The organism is Luminiphilus sp. nBUS_16 (assembly GCF_051201645.1).
Lineage (GTDB): Bacteria > Pseudomonadota > Gammaproteobacteria > Pseudomonadales > Halieaceae > Luminiphilus.
Window position 1 is genome coordinate 3,192,045 of record NZ_CP179205.1, and the last position, 21,525, is coordinate 3,213,569.

Genomic DNA, 21,525 nt, shown 5'->3' on the forward strand with positions numbered 1-21,525 from the left:
TTGGAAGAGCGACGTCCCCGGTGGGGTGCCTGGTCTTCAAAACCAGTGAGGGGCTGAGAAAGCGCCTGGTGGGTTCGACTCCTACCTCTTCCGCCAACTATTTACTTAGTTCACCATTCCCTAAGAAGACAAACACATATTTAAGCGTTGTTTTATTCAATGTGGCAATCTGAAACTAGGGATCATCAAGCTCAATCAAACAATGGGTCCCAGAACCCGCCTCAAAGCCTGTCAGTCATCGAGAACGCGCGACGCTGAATCGCACCGTTAAATTTGGTCTTACACCGGCAGTTTTTGGCGTGAAAGACCCCTGAGCGATCAATGGGCTGACAGAAACACGCACATCTCGCAGTTCCAATCCTTTGCCCGGTGCGCCCATTTTGGCAATCGCTTGCTGCGGCAAGCTCACTATGCCTGTCATACGGTGTCGCTATCCATCATGTTTTTGGCGGGGAAACCCTCACCTCAATAGACAAAAACACTCACAATCTCTGCGTAAACATATGAAAAAGCAGAGAAAGAAACCAATCACCGGACAACAACACAATGCGACCAATAAATCGAAAAACTTTTTATGTGAAGGTTTTTTGCCTCTCTTAATAAAAAGTATCTTAATTCTTAAATTTGTGTTAATCCGTAAGAGTGGTGGGCATTAGTGGAGCAACAACAATGATCAATGCTTACAACACCTCCGAAATCATTTTGTATGCATTTGCCGGAGCTGTTTTACTCCACACACTTTTAGTGCTGCAAATGGGGGGCGCTGAAGTCATTACAGTTTCCCCTGTCGCCTATCAAATGGCCCAAGATCTAGTGCATTATCGGGCCGCTATAACCGGTGGCCTAATCGTTCTCTACACGTACTTGCGTCTTTCGAAACGGCCGGTCGCTAAAGTTCTCGCTATCGTTTCCATAATTTCATGGATTACGTTCGTAGAAGACTACCTAGCTCTCGACAACATATTTTTTGTCTCTGAGTCTACAACCGGATTGATCGTCCAGACGCTGCGCCCTTTATATCTCATGGCCATCGTGTATATGGCTGTTGAGGCATATCGACGGGAGGGAAGTCATGGCTGACAATAAACTCGACGAACGACCTACACTTTCCAAAGAAGAGTTACAGGCGCTGCTGGAGCCTCAAATACTGAGCCTCTCCAATATTCAGGAAGCGCTTTCAGGTAAAACACGGCTGTTCAAGGCCTGTCTTTTTGCTGCGACCGCTATGTCTGCCGCCTATCTTGGAATGTACAGCACCGGCTTGCTTGACAACTTCGTCTCCCACGGGTGGACAAAGCATTACGGAGACTACCGGCTACATCAGATCCGCTTTGGGATAGGTTTTCTAATGTTGGTCTCTCTGTATGTTTGGATTTTGTTGAAGAAACCACTAGGCACCATACTCGCGTGTTATGCCGGCGTGCTCTCTTATTTTCTTGTTTCGGGCACTGCAAGGCTTTTCGTCGTTTTAAATCCGCCCAATGACACCTCGTTTTTAACGATCTACATCTTGTTGAACAGTTCGTTTGTCGCTCTTGCTTTCATATTGATGCGAGAAGACCGACGCTCTACCTGGTAGGCTACCGTGGCCCAAAAAGCGGATGAGACGCTTTACCTTGAAAATGGGTTTACCGCCTATGGGCTAAATCCTCCGGTCCATTATGCGCCGCTGCCAGAGGCAAAACGTAATGGCGTATCTCGGGGGTTGAACAGCTTATTTTTAACGTTTTAGTGCGGGAACGTCCTTGAGTAAACATCATCAAAAGGATCAACCATGAAAACTATTGCACTCTATTTATCACTGCTCGTCTCAAGCTTTGTCTACGCCGGCCATCATGAAGATGGCGAAGTTTCAAAGAATATCGCGACCGCCAAGGCAGGATATGATGCCTTTAATTCTGGAGACATGGAGGCTTGGCGCGCAGTCCAAGCAGAAAATGCCATTTGGACGATTCAAGTCGGCTTACCTTACACCGGTACCTACATAGGGCCGGCTGCTGTTGAGGCCGGCATTTTTGCCCCCATCGGCAAGATGTGGCCCGAATTCCACGTTGATCCCATCGGTTTTTATGAATCTGGCGACACCGTCTTTGTTCACGTACACATGACTGCAGAGGGCCTTGATACCCAGTCAATCCACATGATTAAGATCAAAGATGGTAAGTATGTGGCCTTCCAACCCTTCGATGATTCAGCCGCCATGTTAGAAGCGGCAAAACCCTAGCTTTTGCCTGCAATTGCGCGACACTTCTCTCAAGCAAGGGACTCGCCTAACATGTCACAGAGATTAGGCATTGCAGCAGGGTAAATAATCATGGAACGAGATAGTCTCGGCTTCGATGCTCCCGCCCCGGTAGGGCACCCCGTGCGAGCAAGCCTGCCTGCAGGAGCATGCACTGGCCCTGCTATCGGAGAACGGCTTCCCGATTTTGAACTTCCCGACGCGTTTGGCAGGCAAGTTCGTTTTCATGAAGATCGCGGTCACTCGAGGGCAGCACTGGTCTTTTATCGATCTGCAGTTTGGTGACCCCCCTGCTGGACGCAGCTCGGGGAGCTGCGAAATGCCCACGCCAAGTTTGAAGCCAACGGCATCAAGCTCTATGCAGTTTCTTATGACGACCCGAAAGCCCTTCGGGAGTTTTCGCAGGCTCAGGGTATAAACTATCCACTGTTATCCGACGAAAATTCAGCGGTCATAGCGCAGTACGGTATTTTAAATACACAGATCTCCCCAGACGATGCGCTCATTTACGGTATTCCCTACCCCGGCGTCTTTGTCTGCGATGAAGACGGCCTGGTAGTTTCAAAGTTCTTCCATGACTCGTATAAAAAACGGGAAAGCCCAGAGGCGCTTATTGATGCGGCCCTTGGGTTCATCCAGCTTGAAGATGAGGTGCCAACAGCTACTGGGGGTGATGAGGATATTACGATTACAGCCGCCGTCCGGGGCGGCAATGGCAGTCTTCGCCAAGGCATCATCCGTCAACTGATTGTGCGTTTTACCCTTAGAGAGGGACTACACCTTTACGGCACCCCCGCCCCCAAGGGGTTAACCCCCACACAGGTAAAAATTGTGGGCCCTCAAGACTTGCAGTGCCTGCCGGTAAAGTACCCACCCACAACGCCGTACCACCATAAATTAATGGCCGTTGATCTCAACGTCTGGAGCGATCAAGTAGATATTGTGGTGCCCTTTTTCCCAGCTGGCGATCTCGCGACCGAGGCAGCCATTCCAGCAGCATCTGCCTCCATAGACTTCGAAGTCTGCTATCAAGCCTGCAGCGATGAGGAATGCCTACTCCCCCGAACCGAGCGCTTTACCATTGAACTACCCCTCGATGTGGTCGATGTACCCAATCTTTCCGTGCACAGGGGGCATGGTCAGCGCGAAGGTGATTATGACAGCACCCCAGCTATGCGCAGGCTCCTATGGCGAAAGATCCGATCGAACCCGCTGCGGCTGTTGAAGCTTATCTGGAAAACCCGACGGCTAAAACGCAAGGCCCGACAGCACCACGACACCTAAGTAGGGGTAACATTGGTACCGCAACGATCTTAGCGGGCAATTGGACCCTTCACGACCTGCCCCAACCTACGAATCAAAATGCGCCCGCATTGCAGCCAGAACCACCGACGGATCAGATCGCCGCTGGTAATCTTTTGATAGATCCAACCAAAGAACCTTGCCCTCACGATCAATCAGTAGCGTGGCCGGTACCGGTAAGGCCACCGATTCATGGGCTAGGGGAGCAGAGTGGAACCCGGTATTTCGCAATCCGAAGGCATCAGTCACCGCCAGTTGCACATCGGATAGCATCCGTGCCTGCAAACCGTGAAGGTGTCGTTCTGCCAAAATATCTTCGGGCGGGTCCGTACTGATAGTGACCACCCTGACATCGCGCTGATCAAACTCTGCGCGCAATTCCTCGAGTCGACGCAACTCGCCGACACAGTAAGGTCACCAGTGGGCTCTGAAAAACTTAATCAACACCAAATGCCCCTGCAGCGCTTCTGAATCGAAAACCTGCCCCTCGTCGTCTACTGCGGAGAAATGTGGAATCTCATCACCAACCGCAATCACTTTCTTGGTGTCAACGCTCTGAGAGCTTACCGAGATAGTAAAGGTCAGGAATGCGCTGATCAGAATGGCCACTGCAGGTGGAAGACCGCCCACCCAGCTTGTGCCTTTGATATAGGCTGTGACACCTAGGGCAGCCGCGAAAACAAAGGCCACTACAAAACCGGTCCGATCGTCGGGTAGGTTTACCTGACGAACAAAATAAAACCACAAGGTTGCGGTACAGGCCGCGAGCGTAAAAGCTGTGATACCGAATTTAGTTCCTGCTTTCAATCGCCGAACCCCAAGCTGACCGTCCTTGAACAATACAAAAAACACCCGTTGATCTCAATACCGCTAAACAGTGTGGGGAGTTGAGCGGGCTTGATAAGCCTTTGCGCCAAGCCATACCCATCTCCGATAACACATTATCAAAAAATTAGCGGCTCCATGAATGAATGGCCGCATAGATGCAGCCACCACCTCCTCGCAAACGGAGAGATTCACGACCAGTGAATTTGAACCTCCCTGCCGGAACCTTCCTTGGATGCAGAAGGTACGATCTAATCGTCGCTGAGTAGGCTCACTGACGCTTTGATTCTTTCAAGGGGTGACAGCTTGTTTTTGTACCAAATAGGCGATGACCACACCCGCTCCTGAAGCGTCTTGGGTAAATCTGGGCGAGGCTCAACTCCAGCCTTTACTGCATCCCACGTTGACCAGCGACACGTTGGATTTTCCAGCACTCGTACATAGTAAAAGGCTTCCTGACCAGCCTCAAAATCAGGGTCCTGCCAGACGGCCTTAAGTTCGGCAGCACCCACATCCGGTGTAATCGAGCAATCAGCTAGATTGACTCGAGCGCCGTTATCGGGGCACCGGTGAGTCGTTGGATCGACGGAGAGTCCGTCACTGCAAGCCACATCATAGACCTGCTCTGCATGCTCTCCACCTTTTACAAAGCCCTTGATTACCTGCACGCGCTGCAGCGGCACGCCACCAACTGCGTCACTGACAGCCCACACTAGAAACTGTGGTGCACTGTCACCCGAGGCGATCAGGTCAGACCCCATACTGACACCCTGGGCATACGCTTTTTTGGCCATTTGAGGGTCATCAATAATGGCAGGATCAAACTCATAGCCGCCAAAAAAGCGCACCTTCATTCGCGGTCCGCTGGTCGCAAAGGTCTCCTTACGCCGAAAGGCATCGTAAATAGCCTCGCGAGTATTTTCTTCAGCCCACACCCCTGCAATCCCTGAGGCACCCCAAGTCGCAAATGTTGATAGGGTCAAATAGTCTTTGCCCTCGACTTCCTTAAGTAGATTCGGTGCGCTGTACTTAACGATAGTACGCATCAAAAATGAGGCGGGTACCGAACCCCGCATTTCCGGAGTGCCGTCGAGTAAACCCACCTTAGAATAAAAATTTTCCTCATCATCCGAGATAGCCCCTGTATGGGTATCGCTGGCGCCCACGAAACCAAACTTGTAAGGGTTTTTGGTGCCCGACTCAGACAACGCCATGCCACGCAGTAACCCATCTCGGACGTAACTCCCCGGAGCGACACTGTCTAGCGTCGTGGCAACCCGAAAAGGCATGAGTTCAAAGTTAGCCCATTCGTCGGTTTCAGATAGCAACGGGTGCGTTTCAGAGGTGCCTTTCACTTGAGTGATTTCTACCAGGGGTTCATTGCGCATACGCAGGTCGGCGTAGTCGTCGTCCATGGGGTCACCCGCCCAATCGGCCAAAGCAAACATGGCACCATTGGATCCATTGGAATTATGCGGTATCGCTAGACTCTCAACGCCCTGGTCGCGCAAGTCGTCCATCCAGTTCCAAAGGCCTTCAGGGTTCTGGGAGTGAAAGCGTGAGAAGGGGACCTCGGGTAACCGATCGGTTCCCTGGAAGATCACGTTTCGATGCAAGTTGCCCATTTCATCCGTCGAAGAGGTGTACTCATAAGCCGCAAAAGTCGTGAACTTACCCGGTTGGTTGTACTGGTCAGCCGCATTAATACTGTCAGCCCAGGCCGACCGGGTGACTGCCTCTATTTCCACCTCATCAAGATTACCGGCAATTAATTCGCCCACCACATCAGGTAAAAATGTTGCAAACGCCGTTTGCCTGCCAAAAAAGCTGTAGGCCCCGTAATTATCCGGAGCGTTTATATTATGTATAGGCTGCGCCGCGCTAGTTTTAGAGAACTTAGTGGTGGTATCCGCAGCCTCCTTCAATAAGCCCATAAACATGGCGTGATCGGTCACGGCATAAAAATCTAGGGGCTGACGCAGCTGCATTTCATAGCCCGATGGGTGGGCAAGAGGTTCGCCTTTGGCATATCGATAAGCATCATAAGGCGTAGCTACGGTTCCAAAGGCATAAGCATCGAAGGAATAACCGGTGTGAACATGTAAGTCACCGAAATAGGCATTCCTTTCAGCACTGTACTGGCGACGATCGACTATCGTGTTATTGATCTCAAGCACCTGGCTGGGAATATTTGCGCGGGCGGACATGGTCTCACTGATATCGGGGCCCTGCTCCATACAAGCAGTCAGGCTGATCAAAACAGGTGTCACCAGCCACATATATCCAGCATGCATTTTGATTCGATTCATTTACCCATCCCACTGACTAATTATGATTATTTGGCCTTTCCAAACGTGACGTTGCTTAGAGCCTGCAAAGCACAGACCCAACGCCCTCAATTAACTAAGGGTCAAAGCAATCACCCGATATATTGGGCCACATGCGGCGAGCTAACACCATAGATCAATGCCGTACTTTTAGCAGTACAGAGAAGCTAAGAATTTCACGAAAACACACCGCTAATGCGGCTTTTTTTTGAGGGTGGCAACACATTCTCCCAACTCACAGAGCACTACTTAGGCAAGTTTTGTAGGGAAATACATGGGCCACTCCGAGGCATGAGCAGTGTTAGTAGTGGCCACTCCACGCCAAAGGCTCACTCGCCAAGCGCTCCTCCTCGTTGAGAATGGTCAAGCCATGCTCGTGCCGCAGTTCGTTAATCGGTTTGTCTAACCAGGGCTCTGGAAATTGATAGGGCCATTTTTTTGACATTGATCGGGATCGCTTAATTACGCGCCATTTGAGCTTGCGCGTCCTCCACAATAGTCGGGGAAAGAAGGCCCAACCCAACTCTTTCACAAACGCTCGATACAACGCTTTAATCTCGGGGAGCTTCCCATATTTTCGAATGTAGGACAGGCGCCACTGGCACCCCCAAAGGAGCCAGCTATCAAGGCCAGCTTCTTGCTCTAGGCTAGTATCCATACCAAAAATAACATGGGTCGCATCGTGCTCTAGCAGGAGTCTCGATGTGCTGCTATCCATCATGACTTTACGGTCAAGGGCCATCAGGTAATTGTGAAATTCCTCAATACCCTCTCTCAAGGTCATCGTACAATGTTGTTGCTGATATTTTAAAAGCACGTCACCCTCCAAAACTTTTTCTGGCAGTCGCACACCTCACCCTACGCCAAATCTAGACCTCGAGTCACTGCTGCAATAGCTCCTCGAGCAATGTTTCTCGCCGAACCGCCACAAACTCCTTGATGGAAGCGCGGCTCGGAGAACAAAACGTCATTGAATCACCGTCGATTTCTTCAGGATTATAGATTTGGGAGCACTCTGAATCACCGAGTACAGTTTCAGCGTCTGCCGCGTCGGTTGATCTAATCGCAGCGTCAAGGCGTTCACGGCGCTCCTCTAAGGTGGGTGCGAGAAGCGTCCAGTCAAAGTGCTGATCCAAAATGCGCTCAATTTCTTGGTATAGCTGCTGGCGAGAATTATCGTTGGGGCTGCTGTCCGAACCAAAAATAATTTCCCATAAAATAGGTGGGTAATTGGGGTAAAAAAACCGCCCCGCCCAGTGGGGGGAGACACCATTATCAAACGCTGTCGTTGACGCCAGGTCGGTAAATGCCTCAACGTTTAAGATCTGATTGCAGATTGGGAGAAAAGCATTTACCGCACAGTTTGGGCCAGTAACGTCAATGAGGGTGTAATCAAAATCCGTGGGGATATAAATCCAGCGGCCCGATGGTGAGTTGTAATACAAATAATAATTGTTGGCGACCCGAACGTAATGATCAACCGCCCCTAAAACGATCTCCATCGCCTGAGCCTTAATAAATCCGGCCACATCAAACCGCTCAGACAAGGCCTCTGCAGTCGGCCTGCCCTGCACAAAACTTGCGAAATCTTGCAAAGCCGCCCGCGCCTCATCAAGGGATTTTTTCTTGGTCTTTAAGTCGTAAGTCGGTTTGTAGGGCACAAACTGGGAGACGTTGCCCGCACTACCATCGCCATTGATATTGGAATTTACAAAGTCTGGATTTAGGTAATTGTCCTCCCCCAACCACTCCAGCGCTGAATCGGGGTCAGATTTTTCGACACCCACAACGCAGAAATTTTCATTGAAAAAAACCGTCGATGCCTCATAGGGATCGCAGTCGCGATTAGCCGCATCGGGTTCTGCTAAATTGCCAGGCGCTCCTGTCTTGAACAAATACCCATTTTTGTCGAAGTAAAGCTTCAAAAAGGGCTTATCGATTTGCTCCATCATGGTAAAAACGCCCATATTGAACGTTTGGGGCAAGGCCTCGTTATACAGTGTTTGATCTTCTGTACCGGTTATCACGAGATTTACTTGAGCATGTGTGGCTCGGGCCGCTGGCACACCGGCTGCGTTCAACAATTCATGGGCGAGCACTTCACGCTGGTAGGTCGGGTCGTCTCGATTAAAACGAAATCGAAGCTTTTCAACATCCATAAACTCTCGACCGTCAGCCTCGGGGTATTCAACGAGGTCTTGACCGACAATATCGTAGCAGGGCTCACCTGAAACAGCGGCTGGATTGCCATTGGCGTCGATACACGCGTAAACACTTTCGTCCTCATCAAACTCTTCATCAAATTTTACCGAGAAGGCAAAGCGCCTAGGTCGATTGGGCTCACTCTCTTGGTCCACAGGATATTGCCGGCTGGTGTTGCCCTGCATTTTGAAGCCGACCTTTTCGACTTGAGTCTCAGTACCGTCAGCATTTATATAGCTGAAATCTGCTTGGCGATACACCTCACTATGGGAAAAAGAGGTCAACGGCGACGCACTACCGCTGGCATCGTTGATCGAGTAATTCGCGCGAATAGTATCTAGCTCAAAAGCTCGCCACTCCTCCAAGGTCATAGTCAGACGCACTTGGTGTAGCCGGTCAGCAGAGAAAAGCTCAGTGCTGGCGTTGCTCGAGCATGAAATTCCAATGTCGGTGACGTCTTGCCCTTCAGTGACGCCCGAACCACCCTCAATATCGCAGTCTAGGCGAGGCGGCTCACTGACAATGACAACGTCGTAAGGGGCGTCCGCTCGAGTAAAATCGGCAAAGACAAAGGAGCCGTCTTGATCAACTTCCAGCTGAATATCCCCTAGCCCCAGCACTAGTGGCTCGCCAGAGTCTAGGCCCGTCACCGTGCCGCCAACGGAAAAGAAAGCGTTGGGGTCAGGACTAACCGTAGGATCGCCACCGCCAGCGCCGCCCAGCAAACTGACGATCGACAACAGCTCAGCAAAAAATTGACTAAGGCTGGACATAAAATAAACTTCCTCTATCGCCCCGACAGCTTGAACATTCAGACAAAACCTTATCAATCCCACCACTCACTGGCCAGACTGACAGGTCACACATTTGCGCTTGTTTCGCTGTTTGGGGAAAACCAATGCCGGTCTATTCGATGCCCAGCTTTATTTTTGTGCGGGGATTTAGTCGCCATATTTTGTCGCCAAATAGCAGCGTTAAAAAGGCTTTTGAAACCGTTATTTTGGAAGGCCCGTGGGAAATCGATACCTTTATAAGTTTCACCTTGGCGCCAGCAATGGAAGCATTTTGTGGAGCGCCTGCAAAGTGCACTGGGTAGGGAAGTGCCAATTCGTTAGGGCAATCATCAACTGCGGCTTTCGGGCCAGCAACAGCACTTAAATGCCGATTTCTAGCAAGCCCCCATTAATGAAGGAGGCAGGCCTAAGTCATCCGGTTTTTTTACGCCGACCACGGCGCGAGCTTGTCGCTGAATCAGCAGCCTTGGGGTCGGGTAAATTCTTCCAAGCGACGCCCAAAGCTAGGTCCATGGCTGCGGCATCAAAGAGCCCTTTTGGGGTGCCATTGAGTGCCTCAACCATAGCGGCGACGTGTTCGGGTGTGGTGCCACAACAACCACCTATAACCGTAGCGCCAGCATCACGCGCAAAAACGGCGTACTGGGCCATAAGCTCGGGGCTGCCGTGGTAATGAATCGCGCCATCAACGTATTCCGGGATACCACAGTTCCCCTTAGCCGCCACAGGTATCGCAGAGTTAGTTGCTAACAGCTCGCGGGCAGAATGCATTAACTCAGCAGGGCCCACGCCACAGTTAGCCCCCATCACGCTCAAGCCTAATTCCTCCGCGCAACGTACAAAGTCCGTCGGAGTAATACCCATCATAGAACGCTTCGCGGTATCAAAGGTCATGGTGGCGCAAACGGGTAGTCCGGTTTTCTTACCGGCCTCCGCCGCCGCTGCGACCTCTTCATTGGCAGACATAGTCTCGATCCACAGAACGTCAGCACCGCCCTCCGCCAAGGCTTCTGCTTGCTCGGTAAAACACGTTACAGCAGCTTCATAAGTCAAAGCTCCCATCGGTTCAAACAGTTCGCCCGTGGGACCAATAGACCCCGCCACTAGCGCCTTTCGGCCAGTTTTTTGGGCGTGCGCTTCCACCGCTTGGCGTGCCAAGTTTGCCGCGGCGATATTGAGTTCACGCACACGGTTTTCGGCTTGGTGCAGCTTTAGGCGCAGGGCATTGCCCCCAAAACTATTGGTAAGAATCAGGTCAGACCCAGCAGATAGAAATTCTCCGTGTAGCCAGAGTACATCTTCGGGTTTCTCTAGGCACCACAGCTCAGGCGGATAACCCGCCTCTAAGCCTCGGCCAAAAAAATTGGATCCGGTAGCACCGTCAGCGACGCACCAGCCTTTATCGGCGATCAGGGCTGAAATTGGGTTTTCCATGAAGGCGACCTTTTGCGGGCTAAAAAAGAAGGCCGGAATGATACCTAAATTTTTGCGCTGTGGATTGGCACATTACACGCCAATTGGTCAAAAGCTACTGACCGAGTGGCACGCCCTAACCAGCGCTCGCTCGCACCTGCAGCATTTGCTGCATTTGCTGCATCATGCGATCAATCGTAAAACTCGCCGTTGGCTGGCGAGGTGGGAACTGCTGGAAAGTTTGCAGCCACTTGCCTACTTCCTGCTGCGTGGGCACAAACAGCCACAGCTGATCTGCAAAAAATCGTGCGTAGGCGCTGGAATCGATTGAGGTCTCATAAGGGTCAGTGCGCAGGTTCACAATGCGCGGAAAATTGAGCGATTCTCGAGGCCCACCCCAACCCTCCATCTGAAAGGCGAAATGGATTTTCCAGTCATTCCAGCGCATCGCATTTAGATTCGCGTTGTCATCGAAGTAAAAAACCGTGCTGCGGGCACTCGCTCCCTCACCCGCGAGCAGCGCACGCTGATCATAGCCGTCTAGGTGCACTTTGAAAGTTTTATCACCCACTTGAAGACCTTGCTTCAGCTTTGCGCCAATGTCAGATTCTCCAGCTGCCGCTAGGAAGGTTGGCAACCAATCCTGATGAGACACGATGTCATTGATGACCGTGCCCGGTGCTACAACACCAGGCCACCGAATTAAGGCTGGCACCCGAAACCCACCCTCCCAAGTAGAGCCCTTCTCACCCCGGAAGGGCTCTGCACCGCCGTCAGGGTAGGTATTGGTTTGTGAGCCATTATCGGTGGAGTAAACAACAATAGTGTTGTCGGCAATGCTCAAAGATTCCAATCGGTCCAATACGCGCCCTACATGATGATCGTGCTCCTTCATGCCGTCGGCGTACAAACCATAACCCGAGCTCCCCTCCCACTTAGGGGCTAATCGGGTCCACACGTGCATGCGCGTGGTATTGAGCCACACAAAAAATGGCTTGCCGCTGGCATGGGCCTTTTCAATAAAATCCAGTGCCGCATTGGTAAACTCCTCATCGGCAGTTTCCATGCGCTTACGTGTCAGCGGCCCGGTGTCCTCTACCTTGCCATCACTATAGGAATGAATGACGCCGCGAGGTGCAAATCGCTTATGAAACTCCGGGTCTTTGGGATAAAAGTACGTCTCGGGCTCTTCTTCAGCGTTCAAATGGTAGAGGTTGCCAAAAAACTCATCAAACCCGTGGTTGCTAGGTAGAAATTCGTCTTTGTCACCCAAATGATTCTTACCAAACTGACCGGTGGCGTAACCCAGTGGCTTAAGCAACTCGGCAATCGTAGGGTCCTCCGGCTGAAGACCAATATCTGCACCCGGCAAGCCCACTTTGAGCAGCCCCGTGCGCAATGGATGCTGACCGGTGATGAAGGCAGAGCGGCCTGCGGTGCAGCTCTGCTCTCCGTAGTAATCGGTGAACATTGCACCCTCTTGGGCTATGCGGTCGATGTTGGGAGTTCGGCTGCCCAACATCCCACGGTGATAGGCGCTAATATTTGACCAACCGATATCATCGCCCCAAATAACAAGAATATTGGGCTTATCGCTGTCGGCGCTTGCGGCATTACCCGAAATAGCCAACAGTAATAGGACCAATACTGGGTTCAATATTCTGGTCATCGCGCTTCCCTCAGTGTCTTTAACGCTTACCGCGCCGCAGCTGCACCTATGCTTATCTCACTGGGCTTGTAGAGCCATAAACGTCAACACAGCAGCCCGCAAGGTGATTTATTCTTGAGGCAGATCATCCCCTAGCAGCGCTCGATAGTGCAACACCCAATCGGCGTGATCATCTGGTCCGTTAGGACCTATCTTACCCCTTGCAGATTTGAGCAGCGCTTGGGGGTCGTATTCGAAACCCGCTTTAAACACTCGATTGACATGGCGCGTGTCCTTGATGTTTTGCAACGGGTTTCCTCTCACTACCACCAAATCGGCTTGCTTCCCGACCTCTATAGAGCCTAGGCGGTCGTCAACACCTAGGGCCCGAGCGCCGTTTAAGGTGGCGGCCTGTAAAACCACCGCGTTAGGAAGGCCGGCATGATGCATGGCCCATAGCTCACGGTGATAAGCGAATCCGGGAAGCAGCAGGGTGTAAACCGGCTCATCGGTGCCCACGACCAGAAGATCTCGGCCACCCGCCTCATAAAGCAACCTCAGCTCCCGTTCACGTTGGGCAAATTCTTTGGCGTCAGACTCGGGAGGTGGATCACCACGCTCGCTGAGAAGCTCTTGCGAATAGACGGTGAAATACTGGGCCTCATCGGCCCACAGCAAATCGTCAGGATAAGCACGTCGTTGGTTAATCCCGCCATACATTTGCAGGTTGGCGTCGTAATAGACCTTGTTCTCAAGCATAAGCTCAATGATCTCAGGCAATTCGGCACTCCGCTCACCGCCACTGCCCAAAGTGAGTTGATGCTCGACACGATCAAGCCCCATCAAAATTGCCGCTCGTAAATCAACGTCATACTCGACATTGTAATTGGCCAAATGCGACGCCACAGTCATCCCGTATTGATGCGCTTGATCAATCAGGATGCGCATTTCCTCTGGGGTGGCTTGCTTTATTTTTATGCTAACAACACCGGCTTGCTGCCAGACATCCACTTCTTGGCGGATCTCCGCCTCGGTAATATCGTTGGGCCAACCAATACATTCGTCTGCCGCCACTTTGACACTGTACTCGCAGCGAAACGCACCAAAATACGGGCCTGAGGCGAATAAGCGGGGACCAATAGCCTCACCCGCATCAATGCGATCACGCTGAGCAATCACTCGCTCTGGGTAATACTCACCCGCCGACCAGGTTGCGGTAACGCCATTTGCAAGAAACAGCACGCCGTTGTGAACCACCTCTTCAACCCGCCCCTCATCGACTAGATCAAGGTTGTAATGGGCGTGTAGATCAAACATTCCCGGCAGAATTGTCTCGGCACTGTCCAGCACGATCACACGTGTCGTCGCGGGAGAAAAATCCTCTGGATTCACACCAAGCGCGGCGATTTTTCCGGCACGAATAAGAATACCGGGGTTAGCGTGACGTTCATCACTGAACCCGTCAAATAGCCACCCGCCTTGAATAACGGTATCTGGAATAGCAGATACCGGGGGTTCAGACCATTGCGCAAAAGCTGGTTGTGCAAACAGCAAAAGAACTATCAGCCGCAGCCAAAAACCTGTCACCAAAAAAATAAGCGCTAAGATGGGCATAGGAAAGGCCTCTGTGTTGCCGTGTTGAGGAGACCGTTACAGTAACACTGGAACTCAGACTCGTGCTCCTAGCCCATAGGCTAACCGTGTGCTGTCCGGCCCCGCACGCCATAAAGCGCTGCGTAAAGAACGGGAATGACCCCCAACGTGAGAACAGTCGACACTAACAACCCCCCCATGATGGCTAGCGCCATCGGCTCCCACATTTCACCGCCCCCTAGATACAGCGGCAATAACCCCAATACCGTGGTCGCGGTGGTGAGAATAATGGGGCGGGCTCGTTGACCCGCGGCATTGAGAATGGCGTCAAGGTGTGACTCTCCTGCCGCTAGCTCGAGGCCGATGCGCTCCAGCAAAACAATCGCATTGTTGATCACGATACCGGCGAGAGAGACCACGCCCAATAACGTCATGAAGCCAAAAAATGACTGCCCCAGCAGCAGGCTCGCCACCACACCAATCAGTCCCAAAGGTATGGTCGTTAAGATAATCACCGACTTCCTGAGTGAATTAAACTGCCCCACTAGCAGTAACAGTATGATGAACGCAGCAATCGGCAGCTTGGCGCCAATAGCCTCATTAGCGTCGCCTGAGCTCTCACTTTCTCCACCGAGTTCAATGCCTACGCTAGGCCCCCAAATCTCACGCTGAGCCTCCAGCCAAGGCCCGATTAACAGCATACGATCGGCTGCCGTGACCCCGGGCTCCAACTGAGCACCAACCGCAACAGTACGAACCCCGTCGCGCCGGTAGACTTTGGCAATGTCCCAAACCAGTTTTACGTCAGCCACCTGTCGCAGCGGCACCGCCTGGCCGCTAGACTGGTTATACACCGAGAGTGAGCTGACTTTATTGATGTCATGTAGCGTCGAGGCTTTTGAGCGCAAAACAACAGGAATAACATCTTCACCCTCACGATATTCCGTGAGTTGAATCCCCGTTAACCCCGCCTGCATGGAAAGGGCAATATCCTGATTGGTAATGCCCACTCGAACAGCGCGAGCCTGATTGATGCGCACCTCAATTTTCTTCTGCCGCTGTCCCCAGTCATCACTTATATTGCGCAGCCCACCGACATCTTGGTACTGCTTTTTGACGGCATCTACAGCGTTAAATAGCGCGGTTGAATCTGTCCCGGACAGACGAATTTCTACCGGGTTGTCGACTGCCGGCCCGTTCTCAATCAAACGCGTCTTGAGCTCAAGATCGGGATACCGATCTTCGGTAAATTCCTCGAGCTCTCGGCGAATACTCGCAATCGCACCGGGGGAGGAGGTATTCACCACCATCAGCGCAAAGCTGGGCGTAGGCGGTACCGGGTTGTGTGACAGCACGAAACGCGGACCGCCACTACCTACGTAGGTCACCCAATCCCGCACAGCTGAATCGCTGTTAGGGTCTGCCTTTAATCGCGCGAGGTATTGCTCTACCTCTGCCACGATTTTATGGGTTTTATCGATTGATGTGCCGGTAGGCGACTCAAACTCAACGGTAAAATAGCTGCGGTCAGAGGGCGGAAAAAACAGCTTAGGTACAAATTCAAAGCCACGCAGTGCTACGACAAAAACGACGGCCGTCAACAATAACGTTGCCGTGCGGTAGCGCAGCAGCCCGTTGAGCCCCCGACGATAAAGCCCTTCCATCTTTGAGGGTGCGGCCCCCGCATCTGCCTTAACCCGAAGAAATAAGACACACAGCAAAGGAATTATCGTGAGAGATACCACCCAAGAGCTCAGCAGGGTAATGGTCACAACCTTGAATAAAGACGCTGTAAATTCACCGACACTCGACTCGGCTAAATAAATGGGCAGGAATGCCGCCGCAGTGGTTAGCGATGCGGTCAGCAATGGCGTTCTTAGCTCCGCCGAGGAACTCAAAGCAGCCTCGAAAGACGACTGCCCCTTCTCCATACGCACCATGATGTTCTCTGACATGACGATGCCATTATCGACCAGCATCCCCAGAGCGATGATCAGCGCCGCGAGGGAAATTTGATCGAGCCCGATATTGAGTGAGGACATCACAATAATCGACAAAAGCATGGTGATCGGGATGAGACTCGATACGACGAGTCCTGTCCGTAACCCGAGAGTGGCCAACATCACGAGTGAGACCACGCCAATAGCTTGCATCAAATTGGCGACGAAGCCCTTAACTTTGTCCTCCACTTCTTGGGGTGAAAAGTTAACGAGCTTGAATTCAATGCCAATAGGATAGGTGTCGTAAAAATCTGCAATGGCGTTTTTAACCGCCCGTCCAAGCTCAATGTTGTTACCCCCCTCACGCATGGCAATTGCAATCGCGATGCCAGGCGCGCCATTAATGCTGACCAATTCTTCAGGGGGGTCAACATAGCTTCTGCTCAGCGTTGCTACGTCTCTCAGCTGAAAGAGCTGATTCGTTTCGGGAAGGCGCAGTAAGGTTTCGCCAATCTCCTCGATCGACTCGAAATTGCCGCTGGGCTCTAGGGAGATACGTTCATCACCCAGCTTAAAGGAGCCCCCTGAAACAACAATATTGCGCTCCTCCAAGATCTGCGTCAGCAAGCCCGGAGACAGCCCTAGGTCTGCAAGACGAGCATTGTTGTATTCAACAAAAACACGCTCTTCCTGAACCCCTAGAATTTCTACTTTTGCAGTATCTCGCAGCTGTAGGAAGACAGCTTTAGCTTCGTCGGAGATGGTATCCAGTTCACTGAAGGTAAAACCCTCCCCGGTTAAACCCACAACGATGCCGTAGACATCGCCAAAATCATCATTCACTTGAGGGGTAGAAACACCAGCGGGAAGCTCATCAGCGACGCTATCGATTTTTCGCCGCAAATTGTCCCAGATCGGCCGCATTGCGCTGTAACTCTCACGGATATTCACGCTAACAATGGAGACACCGCTGCGGGATTCGCTTTGCACAAAGTCGAGCTCGGGTAACTCTTTTACAACTTCCTCTATTGGAGAAGACACCAGAGCTTCAACCCTTTCGGCAGCAGCCCCGGGGAAATAAGTGACAACTTGTGCGGTTCGGATAATAAAGCCGGGGTCGTAAGCGCGAGGCATGTTCATAAATGCCTGTAAACCAGCCAGAATAATGACCGCCAAAACAACCCAGGTGACACGATTGTTCTCAACGGCGAGACGCGTGAGTGTCACGGCTGAGTCACCGCGTTAATTCTTACGAGCAACCCGTTCTGCAACTTACTCATACCCGCGGTGATCAGCCGATCTCCGGGCTCCACCCCCGATAAGACCTCAAGGCCTGACCCGGTTAACTGACCAACTTGCAGACGCCGCTGCTCGACGATCGCCGTGCCATCACCATTAGATACAGCGACGAAAGCAAAGGGCCCTGTCTGATCAGCCAACACAGCATGAGCCGGCACAAACAGCATGCCTGAAGACGCCCCAGCAGCGGCGTTTTCTAACCTTACTGTCGCGGACATTCCCGGCAAAATATTAAAATCTTCGGTATTGGGAAACTCGAAGGTCACCTCAAAGGTGTTGGTGCCATCAGAGGCTCGGGTCGCCACTTCATTGAGCACCAAAGGAAAGCGTCGATCGGGAATTGCGTCGAAAAAAGCACTGACCATAATGTCTTGATCGCGTCGTGCCCCGATCATAACGCTCTCCGGCACATCAACCTTTACCGAGAGCGTCGAGACATCCTGCAAGGTGTAAACCAGCTGCTGGGCAATGATCTCCTCAAAGTTATCAACATAGCGTACGGCAATAAACCCCGCGAAAGGGGCGCGCAGCCGTGTCGCATCGAGATCCCGCTCTGCTGACTCCAAGCTGGATTTTGCGGTACTGGAGGTTGCTTCAAGACGTTGGTAATCAGATCTGGAAATCCCGCCACTTTTGATCAGAGTTTCTCCTCGCTGAAAATCGGCAAACGCCTGCTCATATTCAGCTTTCCGCGCCCGCAACCGAATCTTCTGGTCCTTGTCATCAAGCCTGGCAACTAGCTGGTTGGCACTAACTTCATCACCCTCAAGGGCCGAGAGTTCCGCTAACTCACCTGACACCCGAAAAGCCAGATTAGCGACCTTGGAGGCTTCCACCTTCCCGGGAAACTCCTGCCAAGCACCTGCGTGGGATCCGTCTAGCACTATCGTACGCACTAACCGAGGTTTTGAAGGCTCAGGCGCGGGGTTATTGGGCTGGCCGCAAGCGACCAAAGTCAGCGACAGCAGTAGGTTCCCCAATACAAATCGCAGCGATACACTTTCCATAGTCTTATCACTCTCAACAGATGGGTTGCAGTGTACCGAACTACCGGGAGTTTTTTCGAAGGGCAGCTTAAGCGCGCCAATTGTTGCTGCCGACATCCAATTTGGCGCCCGGGACCCTAACAACAAGTCGTGCCAAAAGGCAGGTTTAATAGCAACGGAAGAATCAGGGCTTGTTAAATACCGGCGGGCGCTTTTCTATAAAAGCAGAAACCGCTTCTTTATGGTCGGGTGATGCGGCGCACCGAACCAGCCTGTCGGCTTCCAGGGCTAGACACTCTCGCAATCCAGCTTCAGATGCGCGATTAATATTCTCCTTCATATAACCCAAGGCTACTGCGGGGCCGTGGGCAATGTGTTTCGCCAACTCTGCAACGGTCGAATTCAGAGCCTCATCGGCGACGACGGTATTGAAAATTCCTAGATCCAAAGCCTCATCTGACTGGACCCGACGTCCCGTGAAATAAAGCTCTTTCGTTTTCCCCGGACCCACCAAGGTATTGAGCAGCCAGCTGCCACCATAATCTCCCGAGAACCCCACATTACGATAAGCGGTGGTTACAAACGCCGATTTACAGGCAACTCTAAGATCACAGGCCAATGCCAGACAAAAACCTGCTCCCGCAGCGACACCGGGCAGCGCAGCAATTGTTGGTTTAGCATGATTGTGAAGCCGCAGAGTTAGCGTCTCCTGTCGGTGGACAAGCTGGCGCACCTGCGCCTCCTGACTCAAAGGCTTGGTTTGATCCGCTGGCCCATTATCGGCCATACCCGAAATATCACCTCCGGCACAAAACGCCGATCCAGCACCGGTAATCACAATACAACCGACATCGTCCCTGAGCTCTAGGTCCAGCAATATCTGGCGTAGTGCCGGGGTTAATCGATCCGAGAGCGCGTTGCGCTTCTCAGGGCGATTCAGGGTCACCGTCGCAACGCGATCATTGAGGCTCGCGAGTAATTCATCGGTACCGGTATCCAGCATCTCCAAAGATTTTTACTCCTGCCTATTCATAAGTCGAAAGCTGCAACTCCAGCCCATCGAGCTTACCTTTACCCCGCCATTTAGCCATTAATTCGAAAAACTCCATAGGACCTCCGCCGTAAAACGTATTTTGTGGCTGGAACTGCACGTGGCCCTCATTATTGTAGTACCCGGGGGTGCAGGATTTTTGGAAGTCTTCGGTTAATCGCGCTTTTTGAATAACGGTTTTTACCCAATCAGATTCTGCCTTCGCGCTAGCCTCGACCCGGGTTGCGCCCCGTTGACGGAGTTGATCAATAATATAGGCTGCATGAATACTGTTCTCGTCTAACGCATAGGTGAAAGCTGCGGTAAACCCGGACTGAATAGGTCCAAAGAAGAAGCTGTTGGGAAACCCCCGAGCGTGTAAGCCGTGAAATGTTGCCATACCATCTTGCCACTTCTCGGTCACCGTCAGCCCGTTCACGCCTTCAATTGAATAGCCAGCGCGTCGAGAGTAATCGGTACCCACCTCAAAGCCTGTCGCAAAAATAATGCAATCGACTTCGTACTCCTCACCGTCAAACAGCACACCCTTCTCGGTAAATGCTTCAACGCCTTGCCCATGAGTATCAATAAGCGTGACATTGTCACGATTGAAAGATTGAAGGTATTCATCGTGAAAGCACGGCCGCTTACAAAACTGACGGTAGTAAGGTTTTAGAGACTCTGCAGTCGACTTATCGCTAACAAGGGCGTCTGCTCGAGCGCGGACTTTCTCCATTTTTTCAAAGTCCGCCATCTCCATTTTCTGGGGCAGGCCCATGTGTTGAACGGCTTTGTCGGTCAAATACTGTTTTAGACCTCGCTCTCGCCGTTTGCTGGAAAAGGCGCCTTGAATCGCCCACCAAGCCAGCCTAGCCTTACTGGGCATGCTGTCACCTAGCCCCCCGAATAAATTTCGGAACGCCTCTGTCCAGCCATCACCGACCAAATCCTCCTTTACCGGTAGGCCAGACATAATTGATTCAAAATTGGTTTGTCTGCGTTTTTGCCACCCTGCTCTTTGCGCTGAAATCCAATCGGGATCGGTGGGTTGATTGTTACGAACATCAATGGATGATGGCGTGCGTTGAAACACGTAAAGCGCCTTTGCCGAGGCCGCCAAATGTGGCACACACTGTACTGCGGTCGCCCCCGTCCCAATAATGGCCACCCGCTTATCTTCAAGGTTGGTCAGCTCACCAAAGGAAGTGCCGCCCGTGTAGGCATAATCCCAGCGACTGGTATGAAAGGTGTGCCCCTTGAACTGGTCAATGCCTTTGATACCCGGTAGCTTAGGTCGGTTTAACGGACCGTTCGAATGAATAATAAAACGGGCCTGAAGCTGGTCTCCTCGATCGGTTTTTACCTGCCAGCGGCGACTCGATTCCTGCCAAGACACACTTTTTACCTGTGTTTGCAGCAGAGCTTGTTCACGCAAACGGTAACGCTGTGCCAACACTTCACAGTACTCAAGGGTCTCGTCGGCATTGGTGTATTTTTGCCTGGGAACAAACCCCGTTTCCTCGAGCAAAGGAAGGTAAACATAAGCCTCGATATCGCAGGAGGCACCCGGATAACGGTTCCAGTACCACGTACCCCCGAAACCACCGCCCTTTTCGATCAGCATGAAGTCGGTAATACCAGCTTCTCGCAATCGAGCAGCGGCCAGCATACCGCCGAAACCGCCGCCAATAATTACGACCTCAACTTTCTGAACCAGAGCCTCCCGGGTGAATCCGGGGGTGGCATGAGGATCATCGACATAATGAGAAAAATCGCCGGTAACCTCGACATACTGATCGTTGCCATCCGCTCGAATGCGCTTGTCTCGCTCAGCGCGGTATTTTTCTCTGAGGGCATCGGGATCAAAATTGTGCCGAACACCCTGCGGCACGACCGTGCTAGACATTGATTTGCCTCTTTTTTT

The 21,525-nt window shown here is 51.9% G+C and carries 16 protein-coding genes, 1 tRNA gene and 2 pseudogenes; 6 read left to right on the plus strand and 13 right to left on the minus strand.

Annotated features, from left to right (window positions below; translation table 11 throughout):
- Positions 1 to 2: 2 nt before the first annotated feature.
- Positions 3 to 96, plus strand: a tRNA-Sec gene (locus ACMAY6_RS14150).
- Positions 97 to 235: 139 nt separating this feature from the next.
- On the opposite strand, the gene ACMAY6_RS14155 is transcribed toward ACMAY6_RS14150, so the two are convergent.
- Positions 236 to 421, minus strand: a complete 186-nt coding sequence (locus tag ACMAY6_RS14155) for a hypothetical protein (protein WP_435212867.1) — start codon at positions 419 to 421, stop codon at positions 236 to 238.
- 248 nt (positions 422 to 669) lie between these two features.
- Here ACMAY6_RS14155 and ACMAY6_RS14160 point away from each other — a divergent pair, with 248 nt between their 5' ends.
- From ACMAY6_RS14160 to ACMAY6_RS14180, 5 genes and pseudogenes are all read left to right on the plus strand, one after another.
- The gene (locus ACMAY6_RS14160; protein WP_435212868.1) at positions 670 to 1,080 is read left to right on the plus strand and encodes a hypothetical protein; all 411 of its coding nucleotides are present in this window, start codon (positions 670 to 672) and stop codon (positions 1,078 to 1,080) included.
- Positions 1,073 to 1,579: a hypothetical protein gene (locus ACMAY6_RS14165; protein ID WP_435212870.1), complete on the plus strand. Its 507-nt coding sequence runs from the start codon at positions 1,073 to 1,075 to the stop codon at positions 1,577 to 1,579. The genes ACMAY6_RS14160 and ACMAY6_RS14165 overlap by 8 nt, the downstream gene beginning before the upstream one ends.
- Before the next feature lie 195 nt (positions 1,580 to 1,774).
- Entirely contained in the window at positions 1,775 to 2,224 is a 450-nt protein-coding gene (locus ACMAY6_RS14170; protein WP_435212871.1) for a nuclear transport factor 2 family protein, read from the plus strand.
- A 90-nt stretch (positions 2,225 to 2,314) separates the two neighbouring features.
- Positions 2,315 to 2,527 carry a hypothetical protein gene (locus ACMAY6_RS14175; protein WP_435212873.1) on the plus strand — a complete coding sequence of 71 codons (213 nt, stop codon included), beginning with the start codon at positions 2,315 to 2,317 and terminating at the stop codon, positions 2,525 to 2,527.
- A gap of 12 nt (positions 2,528 to 2,539) precedes the next feature.
- Positions 2,540 to 3,526: pseudogene (locus ACMAY6_RS14180) on the plus strand (peroxiredoxin family protein); the annotation flags it as partial.
- Positions 3,527 to 3,592: 66 nt separating this feature from the next.
- Here the strand turns inward: ACMAY6_RS14180 and ACMAY6_RS14185 are convergent.
- The 12 genes and pseudogenes from ACMAY6_RS14185 to ACMAY6_RS14240 all read right to left on the minus strand — a co-directional run.
- A pseudogene (locus tag ACMAY6_RS14185) lies at positions 3,593 to 3,946 on the minus strand (redoxin domain-containing protein); the annotation flags it as partial.
- A gap of 12 nt (positions 3,947 to 3,958) precedes the next feature.
- Positions 3,959 to 4,351: a hypothetical protein gene (locus tag ACMAY6_RS14190; protein WP_435212875.1), complete on the minus strand. Its 393-nt coding sequence runs from the start codon at positions 4,349 to 4,351 to the stop codon at positions 3,959 to 3,961.
- Positions 4,352 to 4,620: 269 nt separating this feature from the next.
- Positions 4,621 to 6,678: a DUF3604 domain-containing protein gene (locus tag ACMAY6_RS14195; protein WP_435212877.1), complete on the minus strand. Its 2,058-nt coding sequence runs from the start codon at positions 6,676 to 6,678 to the stop codon at positions 4,621 to 4,623.
- Between the two features lie 319 nt (positions 6,679 to 6,997).
- Entirely contained in the window at positions 6,998 to 7,513 is a 516-nt protein-coding gene (locus ACMAY6_RS14200; RefSeq protein WP_435212879.1) for a hypothetical protein, read from the minus strand.
- Between the two features lie 64 nt (positions 7,514 to 7,577).
- The gene (locus ACMAY6_RS14205) at positions 7,578 to 9,671 is read right to left on the minus strand and encodes a CotH kinase family protein (protein ID WP_435212881.1); all 2,094 of its coding nucleotides are present in this window, start codon (positions 9,669 to 9,671) and stop codon (positions 7,578 to 7,580) included.
- 432 nt (positions 9,672 to 10,103) lie between these two features.
- Positions 10,104 to 11,126, minus strand: a complete 1,023-nt coding sequence (gene bmt, locus ACMAY6_RS14210; protein ID WP_435212883.1) for a betaine--homocysteine S-methyltransferase — start codon at positions 11,124 to 11,126, stop codon at positions 10,104 to 10,106.
- A gap of 115 nt (positions 11,127 to 11,241) precedes the next feature.
- Complete coding sequence (locus ACMAY6_RS14215; RefSeq protein ID WP_435212884.1) at positions 11,242 to 12,774, minus strand: arylsulfatase; 1,533 nt, start codon at positions 12,772 to 12,774, stop codon at positions 11,242 to 11,244.
- A 108-nt stretch (positions 12,775 to 12,882) separates the two neighbouring features.
- Complete coding sequence (locus ACMAY6_RS14220; protein ID WP_435212885.1) at positions 12,883 to 14,367, minus strand: amidohydrolase family protein; 1,485 nt, start codon at positions 14,365 to 14,367, stop codon at positions 12,883 to 12,885.
- Positions 14,368 to 14,447: 80 nt separating this feature from the next.
- Positions 14,448 to 17,513, minus strand: coding sequence for an efflux RND transporter permease subunit (locus ACMAY6_RS14225; protein ID WP_435212887.1), 3,066 nt, complete (start codon positions 17,511 to 17,513; stop codon positions 14,448 to 14,450).
- Positions 17,510 to 18,688 (minus strand): efflux RND transporter periplasmic adaptor subunit, encoded by a 1,179-nt coding sequence (locus ACMAY6_RS14230; protein ID WP_435212889.1) that lies wholly within the window; start codon positions 18,686 to 18,688, stop codon positions 17,510 to 17,512. Before ACMAY6_RS14230 ends, ACMAY6_RS14225 begins: the two co-directional genes overlap by 4 nt.
- 67 nt (positions 18,689 to 18,755) lie before the next feature.
- Positions 18,756 to 19,574 carry an enoyl-CoA hydratase gene (locus ACMAY6_RS14235; RefSeq protein ID WP_435216049.1) on the minus strand — a complete coding sequence of 273 codons (819 nt, stop codon included), beginning with the start codon at positions 19,572 to 19,574 and terminating at the stop codon, positions 18,756 to 18,758.
- Positions 19,575 to 19,596: 22 nt separating this feature from the next.
- The gene (locus ACMAY6_RS14240; protein ID WP_435212891.1) at positions 19,597 to 21,507 is read right to left on the minus strand and encodes a flavin-containing monooxygenase; all 1,911 of its coding nucleotides are present in this window, start codon (positions 21,505 to 21,507) and stop codon (positions 19,597 to 19,599) included.
- Positions 21,508 to 21,525: the final 18 nt, after the last annotated feature.

Excerpts from the sequence above, each read along its gene's own strand:
- ACMAY6_RS14155 (WP_435212867.1), bottom strand. The coding sequence starts at position 421 with ATGACAGGCATAGTGAGCTTGCCGCAGCAAGCGATTGCCAAAATGGGC.
- ACMAY6_RS14160 (WP_435212868.1), top strand. The coding sequence starts at position 670 with ATGATCAATGCTTACAACACCTCCGAAATCATTTTGTATGCATTTGCC.
- ACMAY6_RS14165 (WP_435212870.1), top strand. The coding sequence starts at position 1,073 with ATGGCTGACAATAAACTCGACGAACGACCTACACTTTCCAAAGAAGAG.
- ACMAY6_RS14170 (WP_435212871.1), top strand. The coding sequence starts at position 1,775 with ATGAAAACTATTGCACTCTATTTATCACTGCTCGTCTCAAGCTTTGTC.
- ACMAY6_RS14175 (WP_435212873.1), top strand. The coding sequence starts at position 2,315 with ATGGAACGAGATAGTCTCGGCTTCGATGCTCCCGCCCCGGTAGGGCAC.
- ACMAY6_RS14195 (WP_435212877.1), bottom strand. The coding sequence starts at position 6,678 with ATGAATCGAATCAAAATGCATGCTGGATATATGTGGCTGGTGACACCT.
- ACMAY6_RS14205 (WP_435212881.1), bottom strand. The coding sequence starts at position 9,671 with ATGTCCAGCCTTAGTCAATTTTTTGCTGAGCTGTTGTCGATCGTCAGT.
- bmt (WP_435212883.1), bottom strand. The coding sequence starts at position 11,126 with ATGGAAAACCCAATTTCAGCCCTGATCGCCGATAAAGGCTGGTGCGTC.
- ACMAY6_RS14215 (WP_435212884.1), bottom strand. The coding sequence starts at position 12,774 with ATGACCAGAATATTGAACCCAGTATTGGTCCTATTACTGTTGGCTATT.
- ACMAY6_RS14220 (WP_435212885.1), bottom strand. The coding sequence starts at position 14,367 with ATGCCCATCTTAGCGCTTATTTTTTTGGTGACAGGTTTTTGGCTGCGG.
- ACMAY6_RS14230 (WP_435212889.1), bottom strand. The coding sequence starts at position 18,688 with ATGTCGGCAGCAACAATTGGCGCGCTTAAGCTGCCCTTCGAAAAAACT.
- ACMAY6_RS14235 (WP_435216049.1), bottom strand. The coding sequence starts at position 19,574 with ATGCTGGATACCGGTACCGATGAATTACTCGCGAGCCTCAATGATCGC.
- ACMAY6_RS14240 (WP_435212891.1), bottom strand. The coding sequence starts at position 21,507 with ATGTCTAGCACGGTCGTGCCGCAGGGTGTTCGGCACAATTTTGATCCC.